We start from the raw sequence: 21,139 nt of genomic DNA, 5'->3' as shown, positions 1-21,139 counted from the left end.
TGGCCCCAACTGCCGGTTAGTACTGTGGAGTACGCCACCGAAAAAAGCCATTGGACAGCGCATAGCGACCTGATATTGTCTTAATTGTAAGTACCCCCCCACAACGCTCCGTTGAGGCGTCATCACTGGATCGACAGGAACTGCTGGTCTGACCAACCATGCAGACGGCTGCGGTTCGACCGCATCGCCGCCTTGTTGGCGAATCACGTCTTGCCTCGCTCCAGCTCTTCGGCTTCGCGACGTTCCCATCGGCACCGACAGTGGGGATAATGAGAGGAAGCTCGGGTGCAAAACGGGGTTGAAGACATTGGCTATGGGCGGCAGTTCAAGGGCTGGTATGACCGGCTGCTCCCGGACGAGGGGCTTGCTGCTGAGACGGTAGAGGGGCTGTTGGCCCTCCACCCCGATCCCGAGAAGGGGACCCTTGAGTTCGGCGTCGGTACGGGACGGATTGCCCTCCCGCTCTCCGAACGCCTCGGCCATGTGACGGGAGTGGACTCCTCACCGGAGATGCTGGACGCGCTGCGCGTCAAGCTGAAGGACGGCGGAGACGTCGAACCGGTGCACGGGGACATCCGCACCTATACCTCGGAATCCCGTTACGGGCTGGTGTACTGCGTCTGCGCCACCCTGTCGATCCTGCACACTCCCGAGGACCAGCAGCAGGCCGTGCAGCGCGCGGCCGACCTCCTCGCCCCCGGCGGCCGGCTGGTGATCGAGACGCACAACAAGCCGCCGATCCTGGAGATGCACGAGGGGCGCACCCGCACCACCTACTTCGTCCCCTACCAGGAGCCCGGGACGGGCGTGCAGACCCATTCCACGCTGCTCGACGGCGGTCTGTGGCACTGCTCGCACATCCTGTACCAGGCCGACGGCACCACCAGGGTGGGTTCCGAGCTCACCCGGCTGACCACGCCGGACGACATCGACGGCTATGCCCGCGCGGCCGGGCTGGAGCCCGAAGCCCATCTGTCGCGGTGGGACGGCACCCCCTACAGCGAACGCGCGCCCATGTTCATCTGTTGCTACGTCAAATCCTGACGGCAGCACACACAGAAACGCAGATGACAGAAGAGGGTTGCCGTGGGACGTCCTCCGATTTTGCCGACAGACAAGAAATTCGACCTCGTACTCAGAGTGGTGTCCGGTGAACTGACCGCAGCGGAAGCCGCGCGGGAAGCCGCAGTCTCCGAGCAGTCCGTATCCAACTGGCGTCGGCAGTTCATTGAGGGGGGCCGTAATGGCCTCGCCGGTGAGGGCGGCAGGGACTCCGAGAGTGCATCCCGGATAGCCGAACTGATCAAAGAAAACGCCACGCTGAAGGCCACGATAGGCGAGCTGTACATAGAACTCCGAAAGTACAGCCGGAGCCCGATCGGCCGTGTTCCGGCGCCCCGGGGGAATATGCACCCCGGCCGGCGAGTCAACTAACTCATTATTTGATCCCGGCACCGCGTGTTAGGTTTCGGGATAACAGCCACTTCGAATCACGGGGGAGGGAATGTGGCGTCTCTGGAGCGCCATTTTGCCGTAGGCATTGCGGGACTTGCCGGCGCAAGCCTTCTGACCGGCGCAGTCACGCGATTCACCGGTAAGCGCGAACGTGCACGTCGCTACCTGATGCACGAGAGGCCGGACGGCAGCCTCGTCGAGGTCGACGTTCATATTCCTCCGCAGGCGAAGCGCGCCGTTCTGTTCGACAACGGTATGGGTGCGCCCCAGGAATACTGGGACTGGGTGTGCAACGCACTTCCCGCAGACATGGGGTATGTGCGGTTCAACCGTCCCGGCTACGGCCTCAGTACGCCGAACACCCAATACGGCCTGGAGCCGCACTTCGAGCTGTTGCAGGAGCTGCGCGACACGTACATCGCCGACCTTCCGGTCGTACTGGCGGGCCACTCCCTGGGCGGATACTTCGTCGCGGCCTATGCGGCGCAGCATCCGGACGCGGTGAAGGGCGTGACCCAGGTGGTCATGATCGACGCCACCGAAGTGGTCAGCCTGCGCCACTCCCGCCGTACCGAGGTCGACCGGTGGTCCCATCAGCGGATGCTGATGGAGCAGGTGTTCGCGGCGACGGGTCTTTCGGTCTTCCGCCCCGCCATGAACACGAATCAGCAGTACCGCCCGGACATCAACCGGAGCTACACGGCGTTCCTGGCGAACCCCCGTACCTGGGCCAAGGCCTACCGGGAGTACCGGGACGCGATGACCTATCCGGAACTGACCCATCTGGACTGCCCGTTGACCGTCATCACGGCGGAGAACAACATCGGTGACAACACCCTGCACGCCGGGATCCAGGCCAGGCTGGCCGTCATCTCGGAGCGGGCCCGGCACCACTTCGTCGACGGCGCCGATCACGAGTCCATTCTCGCCGTGCAGCCGCACGCCGAAGAGGTGGCGGAGCTGATCGCCGGCGAACCGCCTTCCGAGGGGCTCGGATCGTCGTGGCAGCCGTCAACCACGTGGCGCCGGACCGCTGAGAGCGCCGTGGAGCGGGCGGAGGAACTGGCGTGATCATGAAGGTGAACACCGAACGCGTAAAGACGGTCGCCGTGACGGCGTCCCTCGCCGCCTGGCTGGCCGCGACGGCCGTGGCACAGATCCCCGAGCAGCGCTTCGACAACCTCCTGCGCCGCGGGAAGGTGCGGATACCGACCCCGAACTGGCGCTTCTTCGGGCCGAACCCCGGAACCAAGGACAACCATCTGCTCTACCGGGACATCACGGACGGCAAGCCCGGTGAGTGGACGGAGGTTCCGATCGTCCACGACCGGCCGTGGTACGCACTGGCGTGGAACGCACGGAACCGTCCCCCGAAGGCCCTGTTCGACGCGACCCAGCACACCCTTGCCCAGTCGGTCGCGTTCGGATCGGAAGTGCTTCCCGTGACGACGGCGTCCGGGTACCGGCTGCTGGCCCGCTACATCCAGCTCCACCTGCCCCATGCCGAAGGCGCCTCGCACAGCCAGTTCATGCTGCTGCATTCGTTCCCCACCAGCCCGAAAGACCGGCACATCGATCCCGTCTTCGTCTCCATGGAATTCCCTCTGGACGGAGACGTCACCCCCGCCAACGCTGCATCTCTGCTAGCCGCATAGCGAGCCGATCAACCCTCTCGACTGGAAGCTGCGAGCTCACTCGGCGTCCCGCGCCGCGTGAGTCCGCGCCCTCCCGCCGAACGGCTGGAGAACTCGCTTGATGAATCTTGAGAGAAAGAGGAAAACCATGTCTGTTGTGGCTAACTTCGCCAACACCGAGCTGGCCGACGTGAACCCGGGCCGCATCGGCAACGACGCGACCCCGACCATGCTCACCCCGCTGGCCGCCCTCGCGACCCCCGAGGGTGTCGCCGTGACCTCCGCCACCGCGTACGCGCTGCACGAGGTCACGAAGGACATCCAGCGCTAAGCAGCCGGCCGGCAGGCGATGCTGACCGGCATCGTTAGCCCCGTCTGAGAAAAGACCCGGCGGCACGGTACGCCCGATACGCATACCGTGCCGCCGTTTTCCATATCCAACCGTACTCGCATCACATCATCGGGAGCACCCATCCATGTTCCTCAGCGCTCCGCCCGAGGTCACGGCACGCCGAGTGGCTTCGCTGGGTACGCTGGTCTCCGCACTGGAAATGCTGAGCCAGACGCGTAAGTTCGAAGACGGCGAAATGCTGAGCGGCCAGTTGGCGAACATGCGCCCCAAGTTCGCCAAGCGATTTCCCCGGCTGACCCGCGCCCTCGAATCCAAGAAGGCAGCGGTCGCCCTGTACGGGGTACAGGCGGGTGCTTCTGCCGCCACGCTGATCTGGGGTCACAAGCGCGGCGTACGCACGGCGGGCAGCGCCGTTCTGGCGGTGACCGGCGCGGCCGGCCGGCTGCGTTCCCCCTTCGGTGGGGACGGCGCCGACCAGCTCCAGCAGGTGATCAACATTGTCCTCGCCTCGACCGGCACCTTCCAGGACAACGAGAAGGCCCGCGACGTGGCCATGCGCGCGCTGGCCCTGGAAACGACCATCTCCTACGTCGCGTCCGGTGTGGTCAAGCTGGTCTCCCCGGTGTGGCTCAGCGGAGAGGCGTTCAGCGGAGTCATCCGTACGCACAACTACGGGGACAAGCGCGTCTACGAGCTCGTGCACAAGTATCCGATGCTGGGGAAGCTCATCACCTGGGGAACGGTCGCCGCAGAGGTCGGTTTCCCGCTGGTGTTCGTGCTCCCGAAGCCCGCGGCCAAGGCCTATCTCGGCTCGATGACGCTGTTCCACCTGGGAATCGGTCAATTCATGGGCCTCAACCGCTTCGTGCTGGCCTTCGGCGCCACTCACCCGGCACTTCTCTACGTCTTCGCCCAGCAAGAACAGCGCTCGATTGCGGCCGGCAAGTCCACTGCGGCGCTCGCCCCCGCATCTTCCTGAGGGCTGTTCCCGTAACTGCCGGTCAGGACGCCGATCAGGTCACTCGATGACAACGGGGAAGTCATGAACTTGAAGAAAAGCATCGCGGCCATGGGTGTCGTCATGGCCGGTGTCACGTTCGCCCTCGCCGCTCAGGGCAGCGCACAGGCCGCGTCGGCCCCGCAGGGCCCGGCCGTGGAGGAGTCCGGCCGGAATCCGGTCCTGGCGGGCGACGCGGTGACCTCTCGCGCGCCCCAGGGTGACTGGCACCCGCCGGCCGGCTACGTCCTCGCGCGCTCGTTCCTGGGCACCGATGCCGCCTGCCGCAAGGAGGGCGACCGGGGAGTGGCCGGCGGACAGTGGCGGCAGTATGTCTGCCACGAGAAGATGGTGAAGGTCGCCGATCTGTGGATGCTCTACCAGTACCTGTACGTCAAGAAGTGAGCCGGGACACCTCGGCACTCGCGCTCCAGGCGCCTTCCGCGCCTGGAGCGCTGCTGCGTTGACACGAGCGACGGGCGGCACCCGACTGGGTGCCGCCCGTTCGCGTACGAAAATCAGAGTGCCTGTCCCGGCGTGCGACGGCCGGAAGAACCGGGCCGGACGCCGGGACGCTGACCCTGCGTCAGTGCGCGCCGCCCTGCGCCTCGAGGCGCTTGAAGGAGGCCTCGATCTCGGCCTCGGCCTCGGCGCGGCCGACCCAGTCGGCACCCTCGACGGACTTGCCGGGCTCCAGGTCCTTGTAGACCTCGAAGAAGTGCTGGATCTCCAGGCGGTCGAACTCCGACACGTGGTGGATGTCCCGGAGGTGCTCCACGCGCGGGTCGGACGCCGGCACGCACAGCAGCTTGTCGTCGCCGCCGGCCTCGTCGGTCATCCGGAACATGCCGATGGCGCGGCACTTGATGAGACAGCCGGGGAAGGTCGGCTCGTCCAGGATGACCAGGGCGTCCAGCGGGTCGCCGTCCTCGCCCAGGGTGTTCTCGACAAAGCCGTAGTCGGCCGGGTAGCTGGTCGAGGTGAAGAGTCGACGGTCCAGGCGGATCCGACCGGTCTCGTGGTCCACCTCGTACTTGTTCCGCGAACCCTTCGGGATCTCGATGGTGACGTCGAACTCCACGGGTGGCTCCTCCATGATCAACACATACGTCTGGTGATTAAGTGTCCCCCACGCAGGTGTGTGGTGGCGAAAGGGGCTGGTCCGAGGTGCCGGAGACCACAAAGTGGCAGGTCAGATGGCAGTCGGCGCAGCGTTCCGCGCGAGCGGCGGCGCAGGCGGCCGGGCGGGCCGTGCGCACGGCGGCGCAGACCGCGGGCCGGTCGACCCGGGCAGCGGCCGTTGCCGCACGGCAGGCCTGGCAGGCCACACCGCGCCACACCCAGCAGACCTGGCGGCTCACGGCGGTCTCCGCGGTTACCGGCCTGGCGGTCGCGTACGTCGCGGTGGCGGCGGCGGGACCGTGGGACTCGGGTCAGCGTACGGCCGAGCGTGCGGAGGCGGCCGTGATGGACGGTGCCAGTGGCGAGCATCACGCCGAGGAGCCGGGGCCGGCGCCCAGCGCGCCGGCCGTGCTGCCCGCACTCGGCGGGCCCACGCACGGTGCCGCGGGCCACGGGGCGGCCCCGCTGCCCACCGACGCCGGGCTGGCCGACGCGCTCTCCCCGCTGCTGGCGGATCCGGCGCTCGGCGCGCTGCGTACGGCCTCCGTCGTGGACGTCGCCGGCGGCCGGGAGGTCTTCGGCGCCGGGCAGGACAAGGCCGCCACCCCCGCCTCCACCGTCAAGCTCGCCACCGCCGTCGCCGCGCTCTCCGTGCTCGGCCCCGACCACCGCATCGACACCGGCGTCGTCCTGTCCGGCCAGAACCGCCTCGTCCTGGTCGGCGGCGGCGACCCCACCCTCACCGCGCGGGCGCCGCGGCCCGGCGCCGAGGAGCAGCCCGCCAATCTGCGCACCCTCGCCGACGCCACCGCCCGCGCCCTCAAGCAGCGCCACCTCACCAAGGTCGCCCTCGGCTACGACACCGGCGCCTACTCGGGCCCCGTCGAGCACCGCATCGGCCCGAACGAGAACCTCGCCCCCGTCACCCCGCTGATGACCGACGAGGCCCGCCTCGACGACAGCGAGCACGGCCCGGCCCCCCGCGACACGGACCCGGCCCACTCCGCGGCCCGCACCTTCGCCGACCTGCTCCACCAGCGCGGCATCACCGTCGACGGCGACCCCGCCGGCGCCGAGGCGCCCAGCAAGTCCGCCCGGATCGCCGTCGTCCACTCCCTGCCGCTGTCCGCGCTCGTCGAGCGCATGCTCACCTACAGCGACAACGACATCGCCGAGGCCCTCGCCCGGCAGACCGCCCTCGGCTCCCGCCGGCCGGCCAGCTTCGCCGGCGCCGGAGCGGCCGTCCGCACCGCCCTGGCCCGGCAGCACCTGCCCCTGTCCGGCGCCGTCTTCGCGGACGGCAGCGGTCTGAACCGGGACGACAAGGTCACCGCCGCCCTGCTCTCCCACCTCCTGCTGCAGGCCGCGGCGCCCGACCACCCCGCCCTGCGCCCCGTCGTGACCGGCCTCCCGGTGGCCGCCTTCACCGGCACCCTCAGCAACCGCTACCGGGGCCAGAGCGCCGGCGCCGGCGCCGTACGCGCCAAAACCGGCACCCTCACCGGCGTGAACACCCTGGCCGGCACGGTCGTCGATGCCGACGGCCGGCTCCTGGTGTTCTCCTTCATGACCACCGGCACCAGCGACCCCCAGGGCGCCCAGAACGCCCTGGACAAGCTGGCCTCCGCCGTGGCGAATTGCGGCTGCCGCTGACTTCCCACGTTGTCGGCTGTCCCGCCGTGGGTGTTTCTCGCCGTTGCGCTATGCGGCGCCCCGCACGTTGTCGGCTTTCCCGCCGTGGTGGTTTGTCGCCGTTGCGCCTGGCGGCGGGCGTGGGTGGTTGGGTGCGGTGCCGCTCCTCCGGACTTCGTCCTGCGGCGCGGCCCCTCCCGTGAGTGGGTGGGAACAGGCCGGTGGGGGCGGGCCCCGGCCCTCGTCTGCGCGCGGTCGACGGATGAGGCCCGCCCCCACCGGTCTTCTTCCACCCTCAACGGGAGGGGCCGGACCGCAGGACGGAGTCCGGAGGGCCGGTCCCGCAGCCGAACAGCCAGCGCAGCGGCAACCAGCCCGCCGCAGGCGCAACGGCGAGAAGCACCGCGGCCGGTCGGCCGACAACGTGCGGGGGCGCCGCAAAGCGCAACGGTGAGACGCCACGCGGCGGGCCGGCCGACAACGTGCGGGGCGCCGCAAAGCGCAACGGCGAGAAGCCCCCGCGGCGGGAAAGCCGACAACGTGCGGGGGGCCCCGCAAAGCGCAACGGCTACCAGCCGCCGCGGCGGCCCCGTACGGTGATGTCATGACGAGCATCGGTGGAACCGAGATGGTCGACTGGAATCTCGCGGTGGCGACCGCGACCCGGTTCGTGCGGCCGGGCCCTGAGGTGAGCCGGGACGAGGCGCGCGCGATCGTCGCCGAGCTGCGCAAGCACGCCAAGGCCTCCGAGGCGCATGTCCGTGCCTTCACGCGGCTGGCACAGCCCGACGCGACGGGCGAGGAGCCCCATGACACCCCGGTCCTCGTCGTGGACCGGCCCGGCTGGATCAGGGCGAACGTCGCCGGTTTCCGTGCCGTGCTCAAGCCGCTGCTGGCCAAGATGGAGGACCGCCGCTCGACGGTCCCCGGAGGTGCGGTGCTCGGTGCGGTCGGCGGCAAGGTCACGGGCGTGGAGCTGGGCATGCTGCTGTCGTTCCTGGCCTCCCGGGTCCTGGGCCAGTACGAGACGTTCGCCCCGGCCTCCCGGGACCTGCCGGCCGCGGCGCAGGGCGGCCGGCTGCTGCTCGTCGCGCCGAACATCGTGCACGTCGAGCGCGAGCTGGAGGTGGCCCCGCACGACTTCCGGCTGTGGGTGTGCCTCCACGAGGAGACCCACCGCACCCAGTTCACCGCCGTCCCGTGGCTGCGCGACCACATCGAGGGCGAGATCCAGTCTTTCCTCAGTGAGACGGACATCGATCCCGGCGCCCTCCTGGAGCGGCTGCGCGAGGCCGCCCAGTCGCTGGCCGGCGCCAAGCCCGAGGGCGAGGAGGGCGAGGACGACCGCTCCCTCGTCGATCTCGTCCAGACGCCCGCGCAGCGCGAGATCCTCGGCCGGCTGACCGCCGTGATGTCCCTACTGGAGGGGCATGCCGACTTCGTGATGGACGGCGTGGGGCCCGATGTCGTGCCCACCGTCGCCGAGATCCGGGAGAAGTTCCAAAAGCGCCGGGCCAGCGGCGCCGGCCGGCTGGACCAGGCGCTGCGCAAGCTGCTCGGCCTGGACGCCAAGCTGCGGCAGTACCGCGACGGCGAGCGGTTCGTCAGCGCGGTCGTCGAGGAGGTCGGCATGGACGGCTTCAACCGCGTCTGGACGTCGCCGAACACCCTCCCCACCAAACAAGAGATCGCCAAACCGGCGGACTGGATCGCGCGGGTGCACCGCCGGACGGATGGGGCACCGTAAGCGAACGGCGTGAGCTGGGCACGCCGGGCGGCAGTAGCGCGCCCCTTCAATCACCCGTCTGAGGGACCGTTACGGATGGATAGGCGTGCAATGCTCGGGGAACCGCTCGCCTCTGTCACCATCTAGGCACTCTGTGTGACGAAGTTGCCGTCCACGGCCCGAGGCTCCCCAGCTGAACGATTGGAAACGGACATGGGTCCCCATCCAGCGGTCGCCGCGATACGCCTGGCGGTTCGCCGCGTACTCCACGACGTCCTCACCCACCACTGCACGCAGGACCGGCACCAGCCCCCGCTCGTGCTCGTCGCCTGCTCCGGCGGCGCCGATTCCATGGCGCTCGCCTCCGCTCTCGCCTTCGAGGCCCCCAAGCTCGGGGTCCGCGCCGGGGGCGTCACCATCGACCACGGCCTGCAGGAGGGCTCGGACCTCCGTGCCGCCGAGGTCGCCCTGCGGCTGCGGGCCCTGCGGCTCGACCCGGTAGAGGTCGTCCCCGTCACGGTGGGCCGCGAAGGAGGCCCCGAGGCCGCCGCCCGGGACGCCCGCTACGCCGCTCTGGACGCCACGGCCGAGCGCTACGGCGCCAGCGCCGTCCTCCTCGGGCACACCCGCGACGACCAGGCCGAGACGGTGCTCCTCGGCCTCGCCCGCGGCTCCGGGACCCGCTCGCTCTCCGGGATGGCCGCGACCAGCGGACGGGGCGGCCGCTACCGCCGGCCCTTCCTGGACGTCGACCGCCAGACCGCCCGTAAGGCCTGCCTGATCCAGGCGCTCCCCGTCTGGGACGACCCGCACAACTCCGACCCCGCCTACACCCGCTCCCGGCTGCGCCACGAAGGCCTGCCCGCCCTGGAGAAGGCGCTCGGCAAGGGCGTCGTCGAGGCCCTGGCCCGTACCGCCCAGCTCTCCCGCGACGACGCCGACGCCCTGGACGCCTGGGCCGCCGACGCCGAGGGCACGGTCCTCGACGAGACCGGCACCCTCGATGTCGCCGCGCTGTTCGCCCTGCCCCCCGCGGTACGCCGCCGGGTGCTGCGCCGGGCCGTCATCGGCGCCGGCTCACCGGCCGGTTCGCTCTTCGCCCGCCACATCGAGGAAGTGGACCGGCTCATCACGGCCTGGAGGGGCCAGGGAGCCATCAACCTCCCCGGGCGAGTAGGTGTGCGACGGCAGGGTGGCAGACTGGTCATCCGGCAGGGCTGAGCCGCAGACGCTGCCCCGCATCCGAAGTCTCACGACTGACGTGAACACCGAACCGAGCGAGAGTGGCACGGGTGGACGACAAGGACATGGGCTCCGACCTTCAGTCGGTACTCATCAGCAAGGAAGAGATCGACGCGAAGCTGGCGGAGCTGGCGGCGAAGATCGACGCGGAGTACGCGGGCAAGGACCTGCTCATCGTCGGTGTCCTCAAGGGGGCCGTGATGGCGATGGCGGATCTGGCGCGCGCGCTGTCCACCCCCGTCACGATGGACTGGATGGCCGTGTCCTCCTACGGCGCGGGCACCCAGTCCTCCGGTGTGGTCCGCATCCTCAAGGACCTCGACACCGACATCAAGGGCAAGCACGTCCTGATCGTCGAGGACATCATCGACTCCGGCCTGACGCTGTCGTGGCTGCTGTCGAACCTCGGCTCGCGGGAGCCGGCCTCGCTGGAGGTCTGCACCCTGCTGCGTAAGCCGGACGCGGCCAAGGTCGCGATCGATGTGAAGTGGATCGGCTTCGACATCCCGAACGAATTCGTCGTCGGGTATGGCTTGGACTTCGCGGAGAAGTACCGGAATCTGCCGTTCGTCGGTACTCTCGCGCCGCACGTCTACGGCGGCTGAGGGGCTCCCGCGGTCCGGCGGGAACCCTTCGGGGCTTCCCGCCGTTGGAGCAGGGAGAGCAGAATCCTCGGCTGCATGTTCACTGTCGGCGCAGGCGCCGGGTGACGATGCTGGGGTACCGTCCGAAGGCAATTCTTTTTCGGGCCAGTAATACACCGTACGCACGACCAGCCCTCCCAAGGGCGTTGTGCCTCACTGTGGCAGGAGGGACGGGGCCTTTCCGGCTCCGTATGGATGGACGTGAAGCGATACTTCCGTGGGCCGGTCATGTGGATCGTGCTGGCCGTCCTCGCCGTGGTCGTGTTGATGCAAGTCGTCGGCTCGTCCGGCGGCTACAAGACGGTGGACACCGGTCAGGTCGTCAAGGCGATCGCTGACAACAAGGTGAAATCCGCCGAGCTGACGACCGGTGACGAGAACAAGATCAAGATCGAGTTGTCGGGCTCCAACAAGATTGAGGGCTCCAACAAGATCCAGGCGAGCTACATCGGCGACCAGGGCGTCGACGTGGCGAAGAACCTCCAGGCCAAGTACCAGACCGGCGAGATCAAGGACGGGTACACGGTCTCCCCGTCCAAGCAGAACCCGTTCGTCAGCGTGCTGATCACGCTGCTCCCCTTCATCCTCCTTCCCATCATCTTCCTGTTCCTGATGAACCAGGCGCAGGGCGGTGGCTCCCGGGTGATGAACTTCGGGAAGTCGAAGGCGAAGCTGATCACGAAGGACACCCCGAAGACGACGTTCTCGGACGTCGCAGGGTCGGACGAGGCCGTCGAGGAGCTCCACGAGATCAAGGAGTTCCTCCAGGAGCCGGCGAAGTTCCAGGCCGTGGGTGCCAAGATCCCCAAGGGCGTGCTGCTGTACGGCCCGCCCGGAACGGGCAAGACCCTGCTCGCGCGCGCCGTCGCCGGCGAGGCGGGCGTCCCGTTCTACTCGATCTCCGGATCCGACTTCGTCGAGATGTTCGTCGGTGTCGGTGCCTCCCGTGTCCGTGACCTCTTCGAGCAGGCCAAGGCGAACGCCCCGGCGATCGTCTTCGTCGACGAGATCGACGCCGTCGGCCGGCACCGCGGTGCGGGCCTGGGCGGTGGCCACGACGAGCGCGAGCAGACCCTCAACCAGCTCCTGGTCGAGATGGACGGCTTCGACGTGAAGGGCGGCGTGATCCTGATCGCCGCCACGAACCGTCCGGACATCCTCGACCCGGCGCTGCTGCGCCCCGGCCGTTTCGACCGGCAGATCGCCGTCGACCGTCCGGACCTGCAGGGCCGTCTGGAGATCCTCAAGGTCCACCAGAAGGGCAAGCCGGTCGCCCCGGACGTCGACCTCTCGGCCGTCGCCAAGCGCACCCCCGGCTTCACCGGTGCCGATCTGTCGAACGTGCTCAACGAGGCCGCGCTGCTGACTGCCCGGAGCGACGAGAAGCTGATCAACAACCACTTCCTGGACGAGGCGATCGACCGCGTCGTGGCCGGTCCGCAGAAGCGGACCCGGATCATGTCCGACAAGGAGAAGAAGATCACCGCGTACCACGAGGGCGGACACGCCCTGGTCGCGGCGGCCTCACCCAACTCCGACCCGGTCCACAAGATCACGATCCTGTCCCGCGGGCGGGCCCTGGGCTACACCATGGTCCTGCCCGACGAGGACAAGTACTCCACCACCCGCAACGAGATGCTCGACCAGCTGGCGTACATGCTGGGCGGCCGCGCGGCGGAGGAGCTGGTCTTCCACGACCCGACCACGGGCGCCGCGAACGACATCGAGAAGGCCACCGCCACGGCCCGCGCGATGGTCACGCAGTACGGCATGACCGAGCGGCTCGGCGCGATCAAGTTCGGCACCGACAACTCCGAGCCCTTCCTGGGCCGTGAGATGGGTCACCAGCGCGACTACTCGGAAGAGATCGCCGCGCTGGTCGATGAGGAAGTCAAGAAGCTCATCGAGACCGCGCACAACGAGGCGTGGGAGATCCTGGTCGAGAACCGCGACGTGCTGGACAACCTCGTGCTGACGCTCCTGGAGAAGGAGACGCTCAACAAGGACGAGATCGCCGAGCTCTTCAAGCACGTGGTCAAGCGCCCGGCCCGCCCGGCGTGGACCGGCTCCTCGCGCCGTACGCCCTCCAGCCGCCCGCCGGTGCTGTCGCCGAAGGAGCTGGGTCCGGCCAACGGCTCGGTGACGACGACCGCCACCGTCTCCACGGAGAAGGCGGAGGCTCCCGAGGAGCAGCGTCCCGAGAGCTGATCCCCGTGGGCCCCGGCCCCGGAATATATGCCGCGCCCTCCAGGTTTAGCCTGGGGGGCGCGGCATTCCGCGATTTTCGAGCGGGCGCAGAAGGAACGAGGCACCACATGACCGACCCTGTGACGCTGGACATCGCCGGCAAGCTGGGCGTTTTCGACGAGAAGCGCGCCGAGAACGCCGTCCGCGAGCTGCTCATCGCGGTGGGTGAGGACCCCGACCGCGAGGGGCTGCTGGAGACGCCGGCGCGGGTGGCACGGGCGTACAAGGAGATCTTCGCCGGGCTGTGGCAGAAGCCGGAGGACGTGCTGACGACCACGTTCGACCTGGGCCACGACGAGATGGTGCTGGTCAAGGACATCGAACTGGTATCCAGCTGCGAACATCACCTGGTGCCGTTCGTCGGGGTGGCGCACGTCGGCTACATCCCGTCCGCGGACGGGAAGATCACCGGTCTGTCGAAGCTGGCGCGGCTGGTCGATGTGTTCGCCCGGCGCCCGCAGGTCCAGGAGCGGCTGACCACGCAGATCGCGGACTCCCTGATGGAGATCCTGGAGCCGCGCGGCGTGATCGTCGTCATCGAGTGCGAGCACATGTGCATGACAATGCGCGGGGTGCGCAAGCCGGGGGCCAAGACGACCACCTCGGCCGTGCGCGGCCAGCTGCGCGACGCCGCGACGCGTGCCGAGGCGATGAGCCTGATACTCGCCCGCTAGCTCCCTCGCCCGCCGGCTCCTGAGCCGCGGGAAGGCCCGCGGCGCCGGAAACTCCGACGGCCGGGCCCCTGCCACAGAGCAGGGGCCCGGCCGTCGTCGGTGGCACGGGGACGGGCAGCGGCCCGTCAGGCCTTGAGGTGGTTGCCCAGCCACTCCAGGGCGGCGGGGATCTCGCGGCGCCAGGTGTTGAAGTTGTGGCCGCCGCTGTCGAGGATGATCGACGAGACCCGGCTGGGTGACTTCGTCTGCTGGATGAACCGCAGCGTCTGGTGGTAGTTCCCCTCGCCCTGCTTGCTGCTGGTGACCAGCAGGTTCACCGGGGGAGCGGGCAGGTGCCGCTGCCGCCACAGCAGATTGTTCTCCCGCTCCAGCTGCGGGTTGCCGCCGAAGAGGTCACCGGTGGTGGCGTCCCGGGGGGCCTTGTAGGCGCCGGAGAGGGCGACGGCGGTGGAGTACGCGTCGGGGTGGCGCATCGTCATCTTCAGCGCGCAGTAGCCGCCGGTGGAGTCGCCGATGACGCCCCAGCTCTTGGCCTCGCGCCCAATTCGGTAGTGCGCCGTGAGGTCCGTGCGCAGGTCCTTGGTGAAGAACGTCTCGGTCTGCGGGCCGTTCGGTATGTCCATGCACTCGGTGTCGCGCGGCGGGTGCACCGTCGGGCGCATCATGACCAGGACCGTGGGCCGCATCCGGTTCTGCTTGAGGAGGCTGTGCTGGGTCTGCGGGAAATGCAGCTTCTTGTAGAGCGCCTCGGCGGTGCCGGGGTAGCCGGTGAGCACCACGGCCGCCGGGAATGTCTTGTGGGCGTACTTCTTCTGGAAGTACTGCGGCGGCAGATAGACGAACGCGGGGCTGGCGATGCCGGAATGTTCGCCGTTGACCAGCACCTTGTCGATGCGGCCGGCGGACGCCGGCCGGCCCCCGTTCTTGACGCTGATCCGTTCCGTGCCCAGCATCTGGAGCTTTGTGCCGTTCGGGCCGGTCTGGTAATTGGTGACCACGCCCGGCTCCTGCTCCTGGCCGAACAGATCGGCCCAGGACGCGTAGAAACCGAAGGAATTGTTGGCGTACAGGCCGATCGAGGCGAATACGGCGAGCTGGGTCGCCAGCAGGAGCCCGACGCGACCGAGGACGGCCCGCCAGTTCCCCTTGGACAGCCGGGGCCAGAGCCAAATCGTGAGGACGAACAGTGCCACCGCGACGAGGACGGCAAGAAGCAGCACTTTCTTGCTGGTGAGACCCATGTGGTGCTTTCTTCCGGGCGGCCGGGCCATCCGTACCGCTAGTGGAACCCCTAGCCCTGAAACGCCGTCATACAGGGCGCAAAAAGTCCAGATGCTGCGACAAGGCTCGCACGTTCTCTCGACCGGGGCGACGGGAAAGTGATGTCTGACAGGCTAGATGGCGAAAAGTCGGAGACGGTTGCGTGGCGAACGCCACGCTGGCTCCGCGGCCCGCGACCCGAGGCGGTGCCGGGTGTCGTCGGTACCGCCGGCGTGATCGTCGGTCTGTTGAACCTCGCGTCCGGGGTGTTCGCGCGCTTCCGGCACAGCCGGATGCACGCCCTGGCCGAGGTGCTGCCGGGTGCGGTGAGCCCGCTGGCGGCTGCCGCCTCGATCGTCGTCGGCATCCTGCTGCTCCTTTTGGCCCATGGACTCAAGCGGCGTAAGCGACGGGCCTGGATGGCGGCCGTGGCGCTGCTCCCGGTGGGGATCGCGGCGCAGCTGGTGTACCGCCACTCCGTCTGCGGAGCGGCGCTCTCGATGGCGCTCCTGGTGTTCCTGGTACGCCACCGGCGGGAATTCGCGGCCCTGCCCGATCCGCGCAGCCGCTGGAAGGCCCTCGCCAACTTCGTCGTCCTCGGCGGCGCGAGCGTCGGCATCGGCCTGGTCATCGTCAGCTCGCACCCCGCGAAGACCGTCGGCTCGCCCACCTTGTGGGAGCGCGTCCAGCACGTCCTGTGGGGCCTGTTCGGCTTCGAGGGCCCGATCAGCTACACCCACCACGTCGACTACACCGTCGGCTACTCCCTGGGCGCGCTCGGCCTGCTGACCGTCGCCACCACCGCGTTCCTCGCCTTCCGCCCCGAGCACCCGGCAGCCCGGCTGACCGACGACGACGAGCGGCAGCTGCGCGAACTGCTCGCCAAGCACGGCGCCCGCGACTCGCTGGGCTACTTCGCGCTGCGCCGGGACAAGGGCGCGGTCTTCTCCCCGACCGGCAAGGCCGCGGTCTGCTACCGGGTGATCTCCGGGGTGATGCTCGCCAGCGGCGACCCGATAGGCGACGTCGAGGCCTGGCCGGGCGCCATCGAGCGCTTCATGGAGGAGGCCAGGGCGCACTCCTGGACCCCGGCGGTGCACGGTTGCAGCGAGACCGGCGGCCAGGTCTGGACCCGCGAGACCGGCATGGACGCTCTGGAGCTGGGCGACGAGGCGATCGTCGACGTCGCCGACTTCACGCTGTCCGGCCGCGCGATGCGCAACGTGCGCCAGATGGTCAAGCGCATCGAGCGCAACGGATACACCACCCAGGTGCGCCGGGTGCGCGACCTGGAACCGGAGGAGCTGGAGCACGTACAGAAGGCCGCCGACGCCTGGCGTGACACCGACGACGAGCGTGGCTTCTCCATGGCGCTGGGCCGCATCGACGCGGTCAAGGACGGCGACGCGGTGATCGCGACCGCGCATCTGGCCCCGGCGGAGGGCGAGGAGCCGGGCCTGTTCGGCGACCTGAAGGCGTTGCAGTACTTCGTGCCCTGGGGCCCGGACGGCATCTCGCTGGAGCGGATGCGGCGCGACCGCAGCGCCGACCCCGGCATGAACGAGCTGCTGATCGTCGCCGCCCTGCAAACCGCGCCGGACCTGAAGATCAAGCAGCTCTCGCTGAACTTCGCGGTCTTCCGCTCCTACCTGGAGCGCGGCGAGAAGCTGGGCGCGGGGCCGGTGATGCGCATCACGCGCGGGACGCTGCTCTTCCTGTCGCGTTGGTACCAGATCGAGTCGCTCTACAAGTTCAACGACAAGTTCCGCCCGCGCTGGGAGCCGCGCTTCGTGGTCTTCCGCGCCACCCGGGACATCCCGCGCATCGGGCTGGCCACCATGCAGGCCGAGGGGTATCTGGAGCTGCCGCGCGTACTGCGCCGCAGGAAGGCCGCGGAGCCGCAGCCGTGCGCGCATACAGTGGAGCCGGTCCGGGCCGCGGACGTGGTCGAGCGGGCGGCCTGACGGACACCCGGACGGCCATCCGGTCAGGGGCGCCGGGCGTCCCGGTGGTCCGACGCCCGGCCGTTCCCCGCACGCGGTGGCCGCAATCCGGCCAGTCGGCACACGGCCTAGGCTGGTGCCATGAGTACCTTGCGTGGCCGGGTGGCCGGACTGCCGGACTGGGACCGCTGCGCGGTGCTGGGCGTCGTCAATGTGACGCCCGATTCGTTCTCCGACGGCGGCGACTGGTTCGACACCGAACTCGCGGTCAAACACGGCCTCGACCTGGTGGCGCAGGGTGCCGACATGGTGGATGTGGGCGGTGAGTCGACCCGTCCGGGCGCGGCGCGGGTGGACGAGGACGAGGAGCTGCGCCGGGTGGTTCCGGTCGTCCGGGAGCTGGCCGCGGCCGGTGTCGTGGTCTCCGTCGACACCATGCGCGCCTCGGTCGCCGAGCAGGCCGTCGAGGCCGGCGCGCGCCTGGTCAACGACGTCAGCGCTGGCGCGGCCGATCCGGCGATGGTGCCCGTGGTGGCGGCGCACCACGTCCCGTTCGTGGTGATGCACTGGCGCGGCCAGTCCATCGACATGAACAACCGTGCCGTCTACGGGGACGTGGTCGCCGAGGTCGTCGACGAGCTGGCGCGGAGCATGGAGCGCGCGGTCGCCGGCGGGATCGACCCGGACCGGATAGTCATCGACCCCGGCCTGGGCTTCGCCAAGGAGGCCGGGCACGATCTCGCGCTGGTCGCCCACCTGCCGCGGCTGCGCGCGCTGGGCCGTCCGCTGCTGGTGGCCGCATCGAGGAAACGGTTCCTGGGCAGGGTGCTGGCAGGCGGTGCGGGAGCCGCTCCACCGCCGGCCCGGGAGCGGGATGCCGCGACGGCGGCGGTGTCGGCGATCGTGGCGCGAGAGGGGGCCTGGGCGGTGCGGGTGCACGAGGTCAGGGCGAGCGCGGATGCGGTACGGGTGGCCCGTGCCGTGGAGGGCGCGGCGGCAGCGGCGGACGCCGGCGGCATGACGGTGAACACGACGGGAACGGTGTGAGCGGCTTGGGCCCACAGACGGACATCGAGCTGGTCGAGCAGGCGAACACGACCCTGTACGAGACCATCGAGCGCGGAGATCATGAAGCGTTGTCCGAGTTGTGGCTGGACGGCCAGGTGAGCGTGGTCCACCCCGGGTGGCCGGTGCTGCGCGGGCGCGGCGAGGTGCTCCGCTCGTACGCCCTGATCATGGCGAACACCGAGTACATCCAGTTCTTCCTCACGGACGTGGAGATCGATGTCATCGGTGACACCGCGCTGGTGACCTGCACCGAGAACATCCTCAGCGGCGGCCCCGCCGAGGACGACGGCTCGGTGGGCCCGCTGATCGGCCAGCTGGTCGTGGCGACCAATGTCTTCCGGCGGACCGAGGACGGCTGGCGGGTGTGGTCTCACCACGGGTCGCCGGTGCTGGCGGACCGTGACGAGGAGGACGAGGACGAAGAGGGGCCCGGGGGGCCGGACGAGGGCGAGGGCACCGAGGGCGCCCTCTGAGGGCGCTCAGGGAGCGGGCGCCGGGCGCGCGAGCCGGTGCGGGCGACGCGGTGTGAGCCTTGCCATGCCGTGCGCCCTTGCGGGGGCGCTGCGGCTCGCTCCGCCGCCACCGTCGGGCGTCAGCCATCCGGGCGAGGGCGCACCCGTTCGAGCCAAGTGCGGCACGGGTAGGGGTGGGGCGTGGGCAGGGGGGTAAGAGGGCCGCGCGGACGATCTCCCGGCCTGTCGGTCGCTGCCCCACAGGGCGGCGCCTAGCAGGAGGACGGGGTCTTGTCCATAGCCCCCGTGGGCGAGGACTGTCGGTGCTCGAAGGTAGATTCGACGGCGGGGCAGTGTTGCCGGATCGCTCCGGTGGCTGCCCGGAATCCGACGAACAGTGGCGCCTCAGGTGCCGTGGACCAGTGGGAGTGATTCGCGTGGATCGTGTCGCGCTGCGTGGGCTGAGGGCCCGAGGCCACCACGGGGTGTTTCCCCGTGAGCGCGAGGAAGGCCAGACCTTCATCGTCGACCTGGTCATCGGCCTGGACACCCGCGAGGCGGCGGCCAGCGACGATCTCGCGAAGACCGTGCACTACGGCGTTGTGGCCGAGGAGGTGGTGGCTGTCGTGGAAGGCGAGCCGGTCGACCTCATCGAGACCCTGGCCGAGCGCATCGCCGACCAGTGCCTCAAGCACGGGGGTGTGCAGCAGGTGGAGGTGGTGGTGCACAAGCCGGACGCGCCGATCACCGTCCCCTTCGACGACGTGACCATCACTATCACTCGGAGCCGAGTATGAAGCCCACCCGCCACCCGACCATCACCGCCGACGGGACCACGCAGCCGCGCCCGGATTTCGGTGACCCGACCGTGCAGCCGGTGCCCGCCTCGGTGGTGGAGCAGGTGGACGCCGCGGATATGACGCTGTCCAACCCCAAACACGCCGTGATCTCCCTGGGCAGCAACCTCGGCAACCGCCTGGAGATCCTCCAGGGCGCCGTCGATGCGCTGGAGGACACCCCCGGCCTGCGGGTCAAGGCGGTCTCGCCGGTCTACGAGACCGAGCCGTGGGGCGTGGCGCCCGGCTCCCAGCCGACGTACTTCAACGCCGTGGTGCTGATCAAGACGACGCTGCCGCCGGCCTCCCTCCTGGAGCGCGGGCAGGCGATCGAGGAGGCCTTCGAGCGGGTCCGCGACGAGCGCTGGGCCCCGCGCACGATCGACGTCGACATCCTGGCGTACCAGGGCGTGGTCTCCGACGACCCCGGCCTGACACTGCCGCACCCGCGCGCCCATCAGCGCGCCTTCGTGCTGGCGCCGTGGCTCGACATCGACCCGGAGGCGGAGGTCCCCGGGCACGGCGCGGTGGCCGCCCTGCTGTCGGCGGTCGGCCGCGAAGGGGTCGCGCCGCGGGCGGACCTGGAACTGCGGCTGCCCGAGTAGTCGTTAAGGTGGCGGGTCGGTTCCCTGCGGGATGCATCCATACGAAACCGACAAGGCGGCCATATCGTCAGGGGTGGTCGTGACGAGGGATGGTCATGACGGTGCGAAGGGCGAGCGCTCGGTGAAACAGCTGCGAATCAAGGTGCTGGTCGGGCTGTTTCTGGTGGCCGGGGTGCTGGCCTGGGGAGGCGCCCGGCTGTGGGACTCGTTCGGCACCCTGCCCAGCGTGCCGGTGGCCGCGCCGATCGTGCTGGCGCTGCTCGCCTCGGTGCTCGCGGCGACCGCCTTCTCGCTGCGGGTGCGACTGCGCGAGCAGCGCGAGCGCCGGCCGGGCGCGAAGGGCGTCGATCCGCTGGTGGCTGCCCGCGCGGTGGTCTTCGGGCAGGCGAGCGCGCTGGTGTCGTCGCTGGTGGCCGGGCTGTACGGCGGTGTCGGCGTCTTCTTGCTGGCCTCGGGGCTCGATGTCGGACCCCGCCGGGACCAGGCGATCTACGCCGGTCTGTCGGTGCTCGCCGGGGCGGCGGTGGTCGTCGCGGCGCTCTTCCTGGAGCGGGTGTGCAAGCTGCCGGAGGACGACGGCAAGGGCAATGGCGGGGTGAACTCGGTGGTGTGACGCGCCGATGTGCGTCGCAATCCGTTTTTCCAAGATCGTTTATGTTCCCGCTTACCGTGCCCGGGTTCCGCTCCCGGCCCCTCGTGTGCTGCGGGAAACGGCCCTGAAGGTCTGAAGAAGAGCCGGATCGAGGGCGTTGCGGAACCGGATCGAGGGCGTTGCGGAACGGGATCGAGGGTGTTGCGGAACGGGATCGAGGGTGTTGCGGAATTCGCCTCCCTGCGGGCCGAATTCCTTCCGTTGATTCGGTGCGGCAGGGCGGTGGAGCGCTCGCCTCCGGTGGCATCTGCCCGACGGTCATGTGGTGACGGAGCCCGCCGGGCCGCGCGGGGCCCCGGGGTGCTGACGGCGGGCGGGGCGGCGGACCGGAACGCCTGCGGCCACCGCGGAATTCGCTGCCGGGTACCGCCGAAGTTCCCCTCCTGCCTGGTAAATCAACTAAATCGACGCAGCGCACGGGCGCATCGGATGCGGAGTGCGAGACCGGCTGTTTCGCGAGCCGGTGGGGGTGTGCGGGCATATGCAGCGTCCACAGGGCCGGTCAAGAAGTAACCAGCGGGAAACGGATTGGTGAGCGCGGCCCCATAGATCCCGCACGCACGGTAAGTTTCTGGCCATGCCACGAGGACGCCACCGC

Annotated in this window: 21 protein-coding genes; 19 read left to right on the top strand and 2 right to left on the bottom strand. The window is 69.5% G+C overall.

Annotation, left to right across the window (positions count from 1 at the left end; genetic code table 11):
• Positions 1-285 precede the first annotated feature (285 nt).
• From CPH93_RS14895 to CPH93_RS14865, 7 genes are all read left to right on the top strand, one after another.
• A complete protein-coding gene (locus CPH93_RS14895; protein ID WP_093484458.1) occupies positions 286-1,044 on the top strand; it encodes a class I SAM-dependent methyltransferase in 759 nt (252 codons plus the stop codon).
• A 42-nt stretch (positions 1,045-1,086) separates the two neighbouring features.
• Positions 1,087-1,434 (top strand): helix-turn-helix domain-containing protein, encoded by a 348-nt coding sequence (locus CPH93_RS14890; protein ID WP_093484459.1) that lies wholly within the window; start codon positions 1,087-1,089, stop codon positions 1,432-1,434.
• 189 nt (positions 1,435-1,623) lie between these two features.
• Positions 1,624-2,526: an alpha/beta fold hydrolase gene (locus CPH93_RS14885; RefSeq protein WP_096213125.1), complete on the top strand. Its 903-nt coding sequence runs from the start codon at positions 1,624-1,626 to the stop codon at positions 2,524-2,526.
• Between the two features lie 2 nt (positions 2,527-2,528).
• On the top strand, positions 2,529-3,110 hold the full coding sequence (locus CPH93_RS14880; protein ID WP_231977433.1) for a hypothetical protein: 582 nt from the start codon (positions 2,529-2,531) through the stop codon (positions 3,108-3,110).
• Between the two features lie 127 nt (positions 3,111-3,237).
• Complete coding sequence (locus tag CPH93_RS14875) at positions 3,238-3,420, top strand: linaridin family RiPP (protein WP_100315524.1); 183 nt, start codon at positions 3,238-3,240, stop codon at positions 3,418-3,420.
• Between the two features lie 145 nt (positions 3,421-3,565).
• Complete coding sequence (locus tag CPH93_RS14870; RefSeq protein WP_093484461.1) at positions 3,566-4,420, top strand: hypothetical protein; 855 nt, start codon at positions 3,566-3,568, stop codon at positions 4,418-4,420.
• Positions 4,421-4,483: 63 nt separating this feature from the next.
• Complete coding sequence (locus CPH93_RS14865) at positions 4,484-4,843, top strand: hypothetical protein (RefSeq protein ID WP_096213123.1); 360 nt, start codon at positions 4,484-4,486, stop codon at positions 4,841-4,843.
• A gap of 181 nt (positions 4,844-5,024) precedes the next feature.
• Here the strand turns inward: CPH93_RS14865 and CPH93_RS14860 are convergent, their stop codons facing one another.
• Positions 5,025-5,519: an inorganic diphosphatase gene (locus CPH93_RS14860; protein WP_005314187.1), complete on the bottom strand. Its 495-nt coding sequence runs from the start codon at positions 5,517-5,519 to the stop codon at positions 5,025-5,027.
• A gap of 86 nt (positions 5,520-5,605) precedes the next feature.
• On the opposite strand from CPH93_RS14860, the gene dacB reads away from it, so the two are divergent.
• The 6 genes from dacB (at position 5,606) to folE (ending at position 13,725) form a co-directional block, all read left to right on the top strand.
• Positions 5,606-7,213, top strand: a complete 1,608-nt coding sequence (gene dacB, locus CPH93_RS14855; RefSeq protein ID WP_096213122.1) for a D-alanyl-D-alanine carboxypeptidase/D-alanyl-D-alanine endopeptidase — start codon at positions 5,606-5,608, stop codon at positions 7,211-7,213.
• Between the two features lie 583 nt (positions 7,214-7,796).
• Positions 7,797-8,939, top strand: coding sequence for a zinc-dependent metalloprotease (locus CPH93_RS14850; protein WP_006604046.1), 1,143 nt, complete (start codon positions 7,797-7,799; stop codon positions 8,937-8,939).
• A gap of 192 nt (positions 8,940-9,131) precedes the next feature.
• Complete coding sequence (gene tilS / locus CPH93_RS14845; protein ID WP_093484464.1) at positions 9,132-10,139, top strand: tRNA lysidine(34) synthetase TilS; 1,008 nt, start codon at positions 9,132-9,134, stop codon at positions 10,137-10,139.
• An 86-nt stretch (positions 10,140-10,225) separates the two neighbouring features.
• On the top strand, positions 10,226-10,765 hold the full coding sequence (gene hpt, locus CPH93_RS14840) for a hypoxanthine phosphoribosyltransferase (RefSeq protein ID WP_006604044.1): 540 nt from the start codon (positions 10,226-10,228) through the stop codon (positions 10,763-10,765).
• A 234-nt stretch (positions 10,766-10,999) separates the two neighbouring features.
• The gene (gene ftsH, locus CPH93_RS14835) at positions 11,000-13,012 is read left to right on the top strand and encodes an ATP-dependent zinc metalloprotease FtsH (RefSeq protein WP_006604043.1); all 2,013 of its coding nucleotides are present in this window, start codon (positions 11,000-11,002) and stop codon (positions 13,010-13,012) included.
• Positions 13,013-13,119: 107 nt separating this feature from the next.
• Entirely contained in the window at positions 13,120-13,725 is a 606-nt protein-coding gene (gene folE / locus CPH93_RS14830) for a GTP cyclohydrolase I FolE (RefSeq protein WP_006604042.1), read from the top strand.
• Between the two features lie 125 nt (positions 13,726-13,850).
• On the opposite strand, the gene CPH93_RS14825 is transcribed toward folE, so the two are convergent.
• Entirely contained in the window at positions 13,851-14,966 is a 1,116-nt protein-coding gene (locus CPH93_RS14825) for an alpha/beta hydrolase (RefSeq protein WP_096213121.1), read from the bottom strand.
• Positions 14,967-15,107: 141 nt separating this feature from the next.
• Between CPH93_RS14825 and CPH93_RS14820 the strand changes: the two genes are divergently transcribed.
• The 6 genes from CPH93_RS14820 (at position 15,108) to CPH93_RS14795 (ending at position 20,502) form a co-directional block, all read left to right on the top strand.
• Positions 15,108-16,949, top strand: a complete 1,842-nt coding sequence (locus CPH93_RS14820; protein ID WP_173909815.1) for a phosphatidylglycerol lysyltransferase domain-containing protein — start codon at positions 15,108-15,110, stop codon at positions 16,947-16,949.
• Between the two features lie 120 nt (positions 16,950-17,069).
• Positions 17,070-17,975, top strand: coding sequence for a dihydropteroate synthase (gene folP, locus CPH93_RS14815; protein ID WP_231977339.1), 906 nt, complete (start codon positions 17,070-17,072; stop codon positions 17,973-17,975).
• 5 nt (positions 17,976-17,980) lie between these two features.
• Positions 17,981-18,469 carry a nuclear transport factor 2 family protein gene (locus CPH93_RS14810; RefSeq protein ID WP_093488974.1) on the top strand — a complete coding sequence of 163 codons (489 nt, stop codon included), beginning with the start codon at positions 17,981-17,983 and terminating at the stop codon, positions 18,467-18,469.
• 416 nt (positions 18,470-18,885) lie between these two features.
• Positions 18,886-19,245, top strand: a complete 360-nt coding sequence (gene folB, locus CPH93_RS14805) for a dihydroneopterin aldolase (RefSeq protein ID WP_006604037.1) — start codon at positions 18,886-18,888, stop codon at positions 19,243-19,245.
• A complete protein-coding gene (gene folK / locus CPH93_RS14800) occupies positions 19,242-19,889 on the top strand; it encodes a 2-amino-4-hydroxy-6-hydroxymethyldihydropteridine diphosphokinase (protein ID WP_231977338.1) in 648 nt (215 codons plus the stop codon). Before folB ends, folK begins: the two co-directional genes overlap by 4 nt.
• Before the next feature lie 121 nt (positions 19,890-20,010).
• Positions 20,011-20,502 carry a DUF3180 domain-containing protein gene (locus tag CPH93_RS14795; RefSeq protein WP_006604035.1) on the top strand — a complete coding sequence of 164 codons (492 nt, stop codon included), beginning with the start codon at positions 20,011-20,013 and terminating at the stop codon, positions 20,500-20,502.
• The last annotated feature ends 637 nt before the right edge of the window (positions 20,503-21,139 follow it).

Origin of the sequence: Streptomyces sp. 2323.1, assembly GCF_900221035.1 — a bacterium.
Classification (GTDB): domain Bacteria; phylum Actinomycetota; class Actinomycetes; order Streptomycetales; family Streptomycetaceae; genus Streptomyces; species Streptomyces sioyaensis.
The sequence above is the reverse complement of the archived record's forward strand: the minus strand, read 5'-3'. Positions and strand labels throughout refer to the sequence as shown.

Excerpts from the sequence above, each read along its gene's own strand:
- CPH93_RS14885 (WP_096213125.1), top strand. The coding sequence starts at position 1,624 with ATGCACGAGAGGCCGGACGGCAGCCTCGTCGAGGTCGACGTTCATATT.
- CPH93_RS14880 (WP_231977433.1), top strand. The coding sequence starts at position 2,529 with ATGAAGGTGAACACCGAACGCGTAAAGACGGTCGCCGTGACGGCGTCC.
- CPH93_RS14875 (WP_100315524.1), top strand. The coding sequence starts at position 3,238 with ATGTCTGTTGTGGCTAACTTCGCCAACACCGAGCTGGCCGACGTGAAC.
- CPH93_RS14870 (WP_093484461.1), top strand. The coding sequence starts at position 3,566 with ATGTTCCTCAGCGCTCCGCCCGAGGTCACGGCACGCCGAGTGGCTTCG.
- CPH93_RS14865 (WP_096213123.1), top strand. The coding sequence starts at position 4,484 with ATGAACTTGAAGAAAAGCATCGCGGCCATGGGTGTCGTCATGGCCGGT.
- CPH93_RS14850 (WP_006604046.1), top strand. The coding sequence starts at position 7,797 with ATGACGAGCATCGGTGGAACCGAGATGGTCGACTGGAATCTCGCGGTG.
- tilS (WP_093484464.1), top strand. The coding sequence starts at position 9,132 with ATGGGTCCCCATCCAGCGGTCGCCGCGATACGCCTGGCGGTTCGCCGC.
- hpt (WP_006604044.1), top strand. The coding sequence starts at position 10,226 with ATGGGCTCCGACCTTCAGTCGGTACTCATCAGCAAGGAAGAGATCGAC.
- ftsH (WP_006604043.1), top strand. The coding sequence starts at position 11,000 with ATGGACGTGAAGCGATACTTCCGTGGGCCGGTCATGTGGATCGTGCTG.
- folE (WP_006604042.1), top strand. The coding sequence starts at position 13,120 with ATGACCGACCCTGTGACGCTGGACATCGCCGGCAAGCTGGGCGTTTTC.
- CPH93_RS14825 (WP_096213121.1), bottom strand. The coding sequence starts at position 14,966 with ATGGGTCTCACCAGCAAGAAAGTGCTGCTTCTTGCCGTCCTCGTCGCG.
- CPH93_RS14820 (WP_173909815.1), top strand. The coding sequence starts at position 15,108 with ATGTCTGACAGGCTAGATGGCGAAAAGTCGGAGACGGTTGCGTGGCGA.
- folP (WP_231977339.1), top strand. The coding sequence starts at position 17,070 with ATGAGTACCTTGCGTGGCCGGGTGGCCGGACTGCCGGACTGGGACCGC.
- folK (WP_231977338.1), top strand. The coding sequence starts at position 19,242 with ATGAAGCCCACCCGCCACCCGACCATCACCGCCGACGGGACCACGCAG.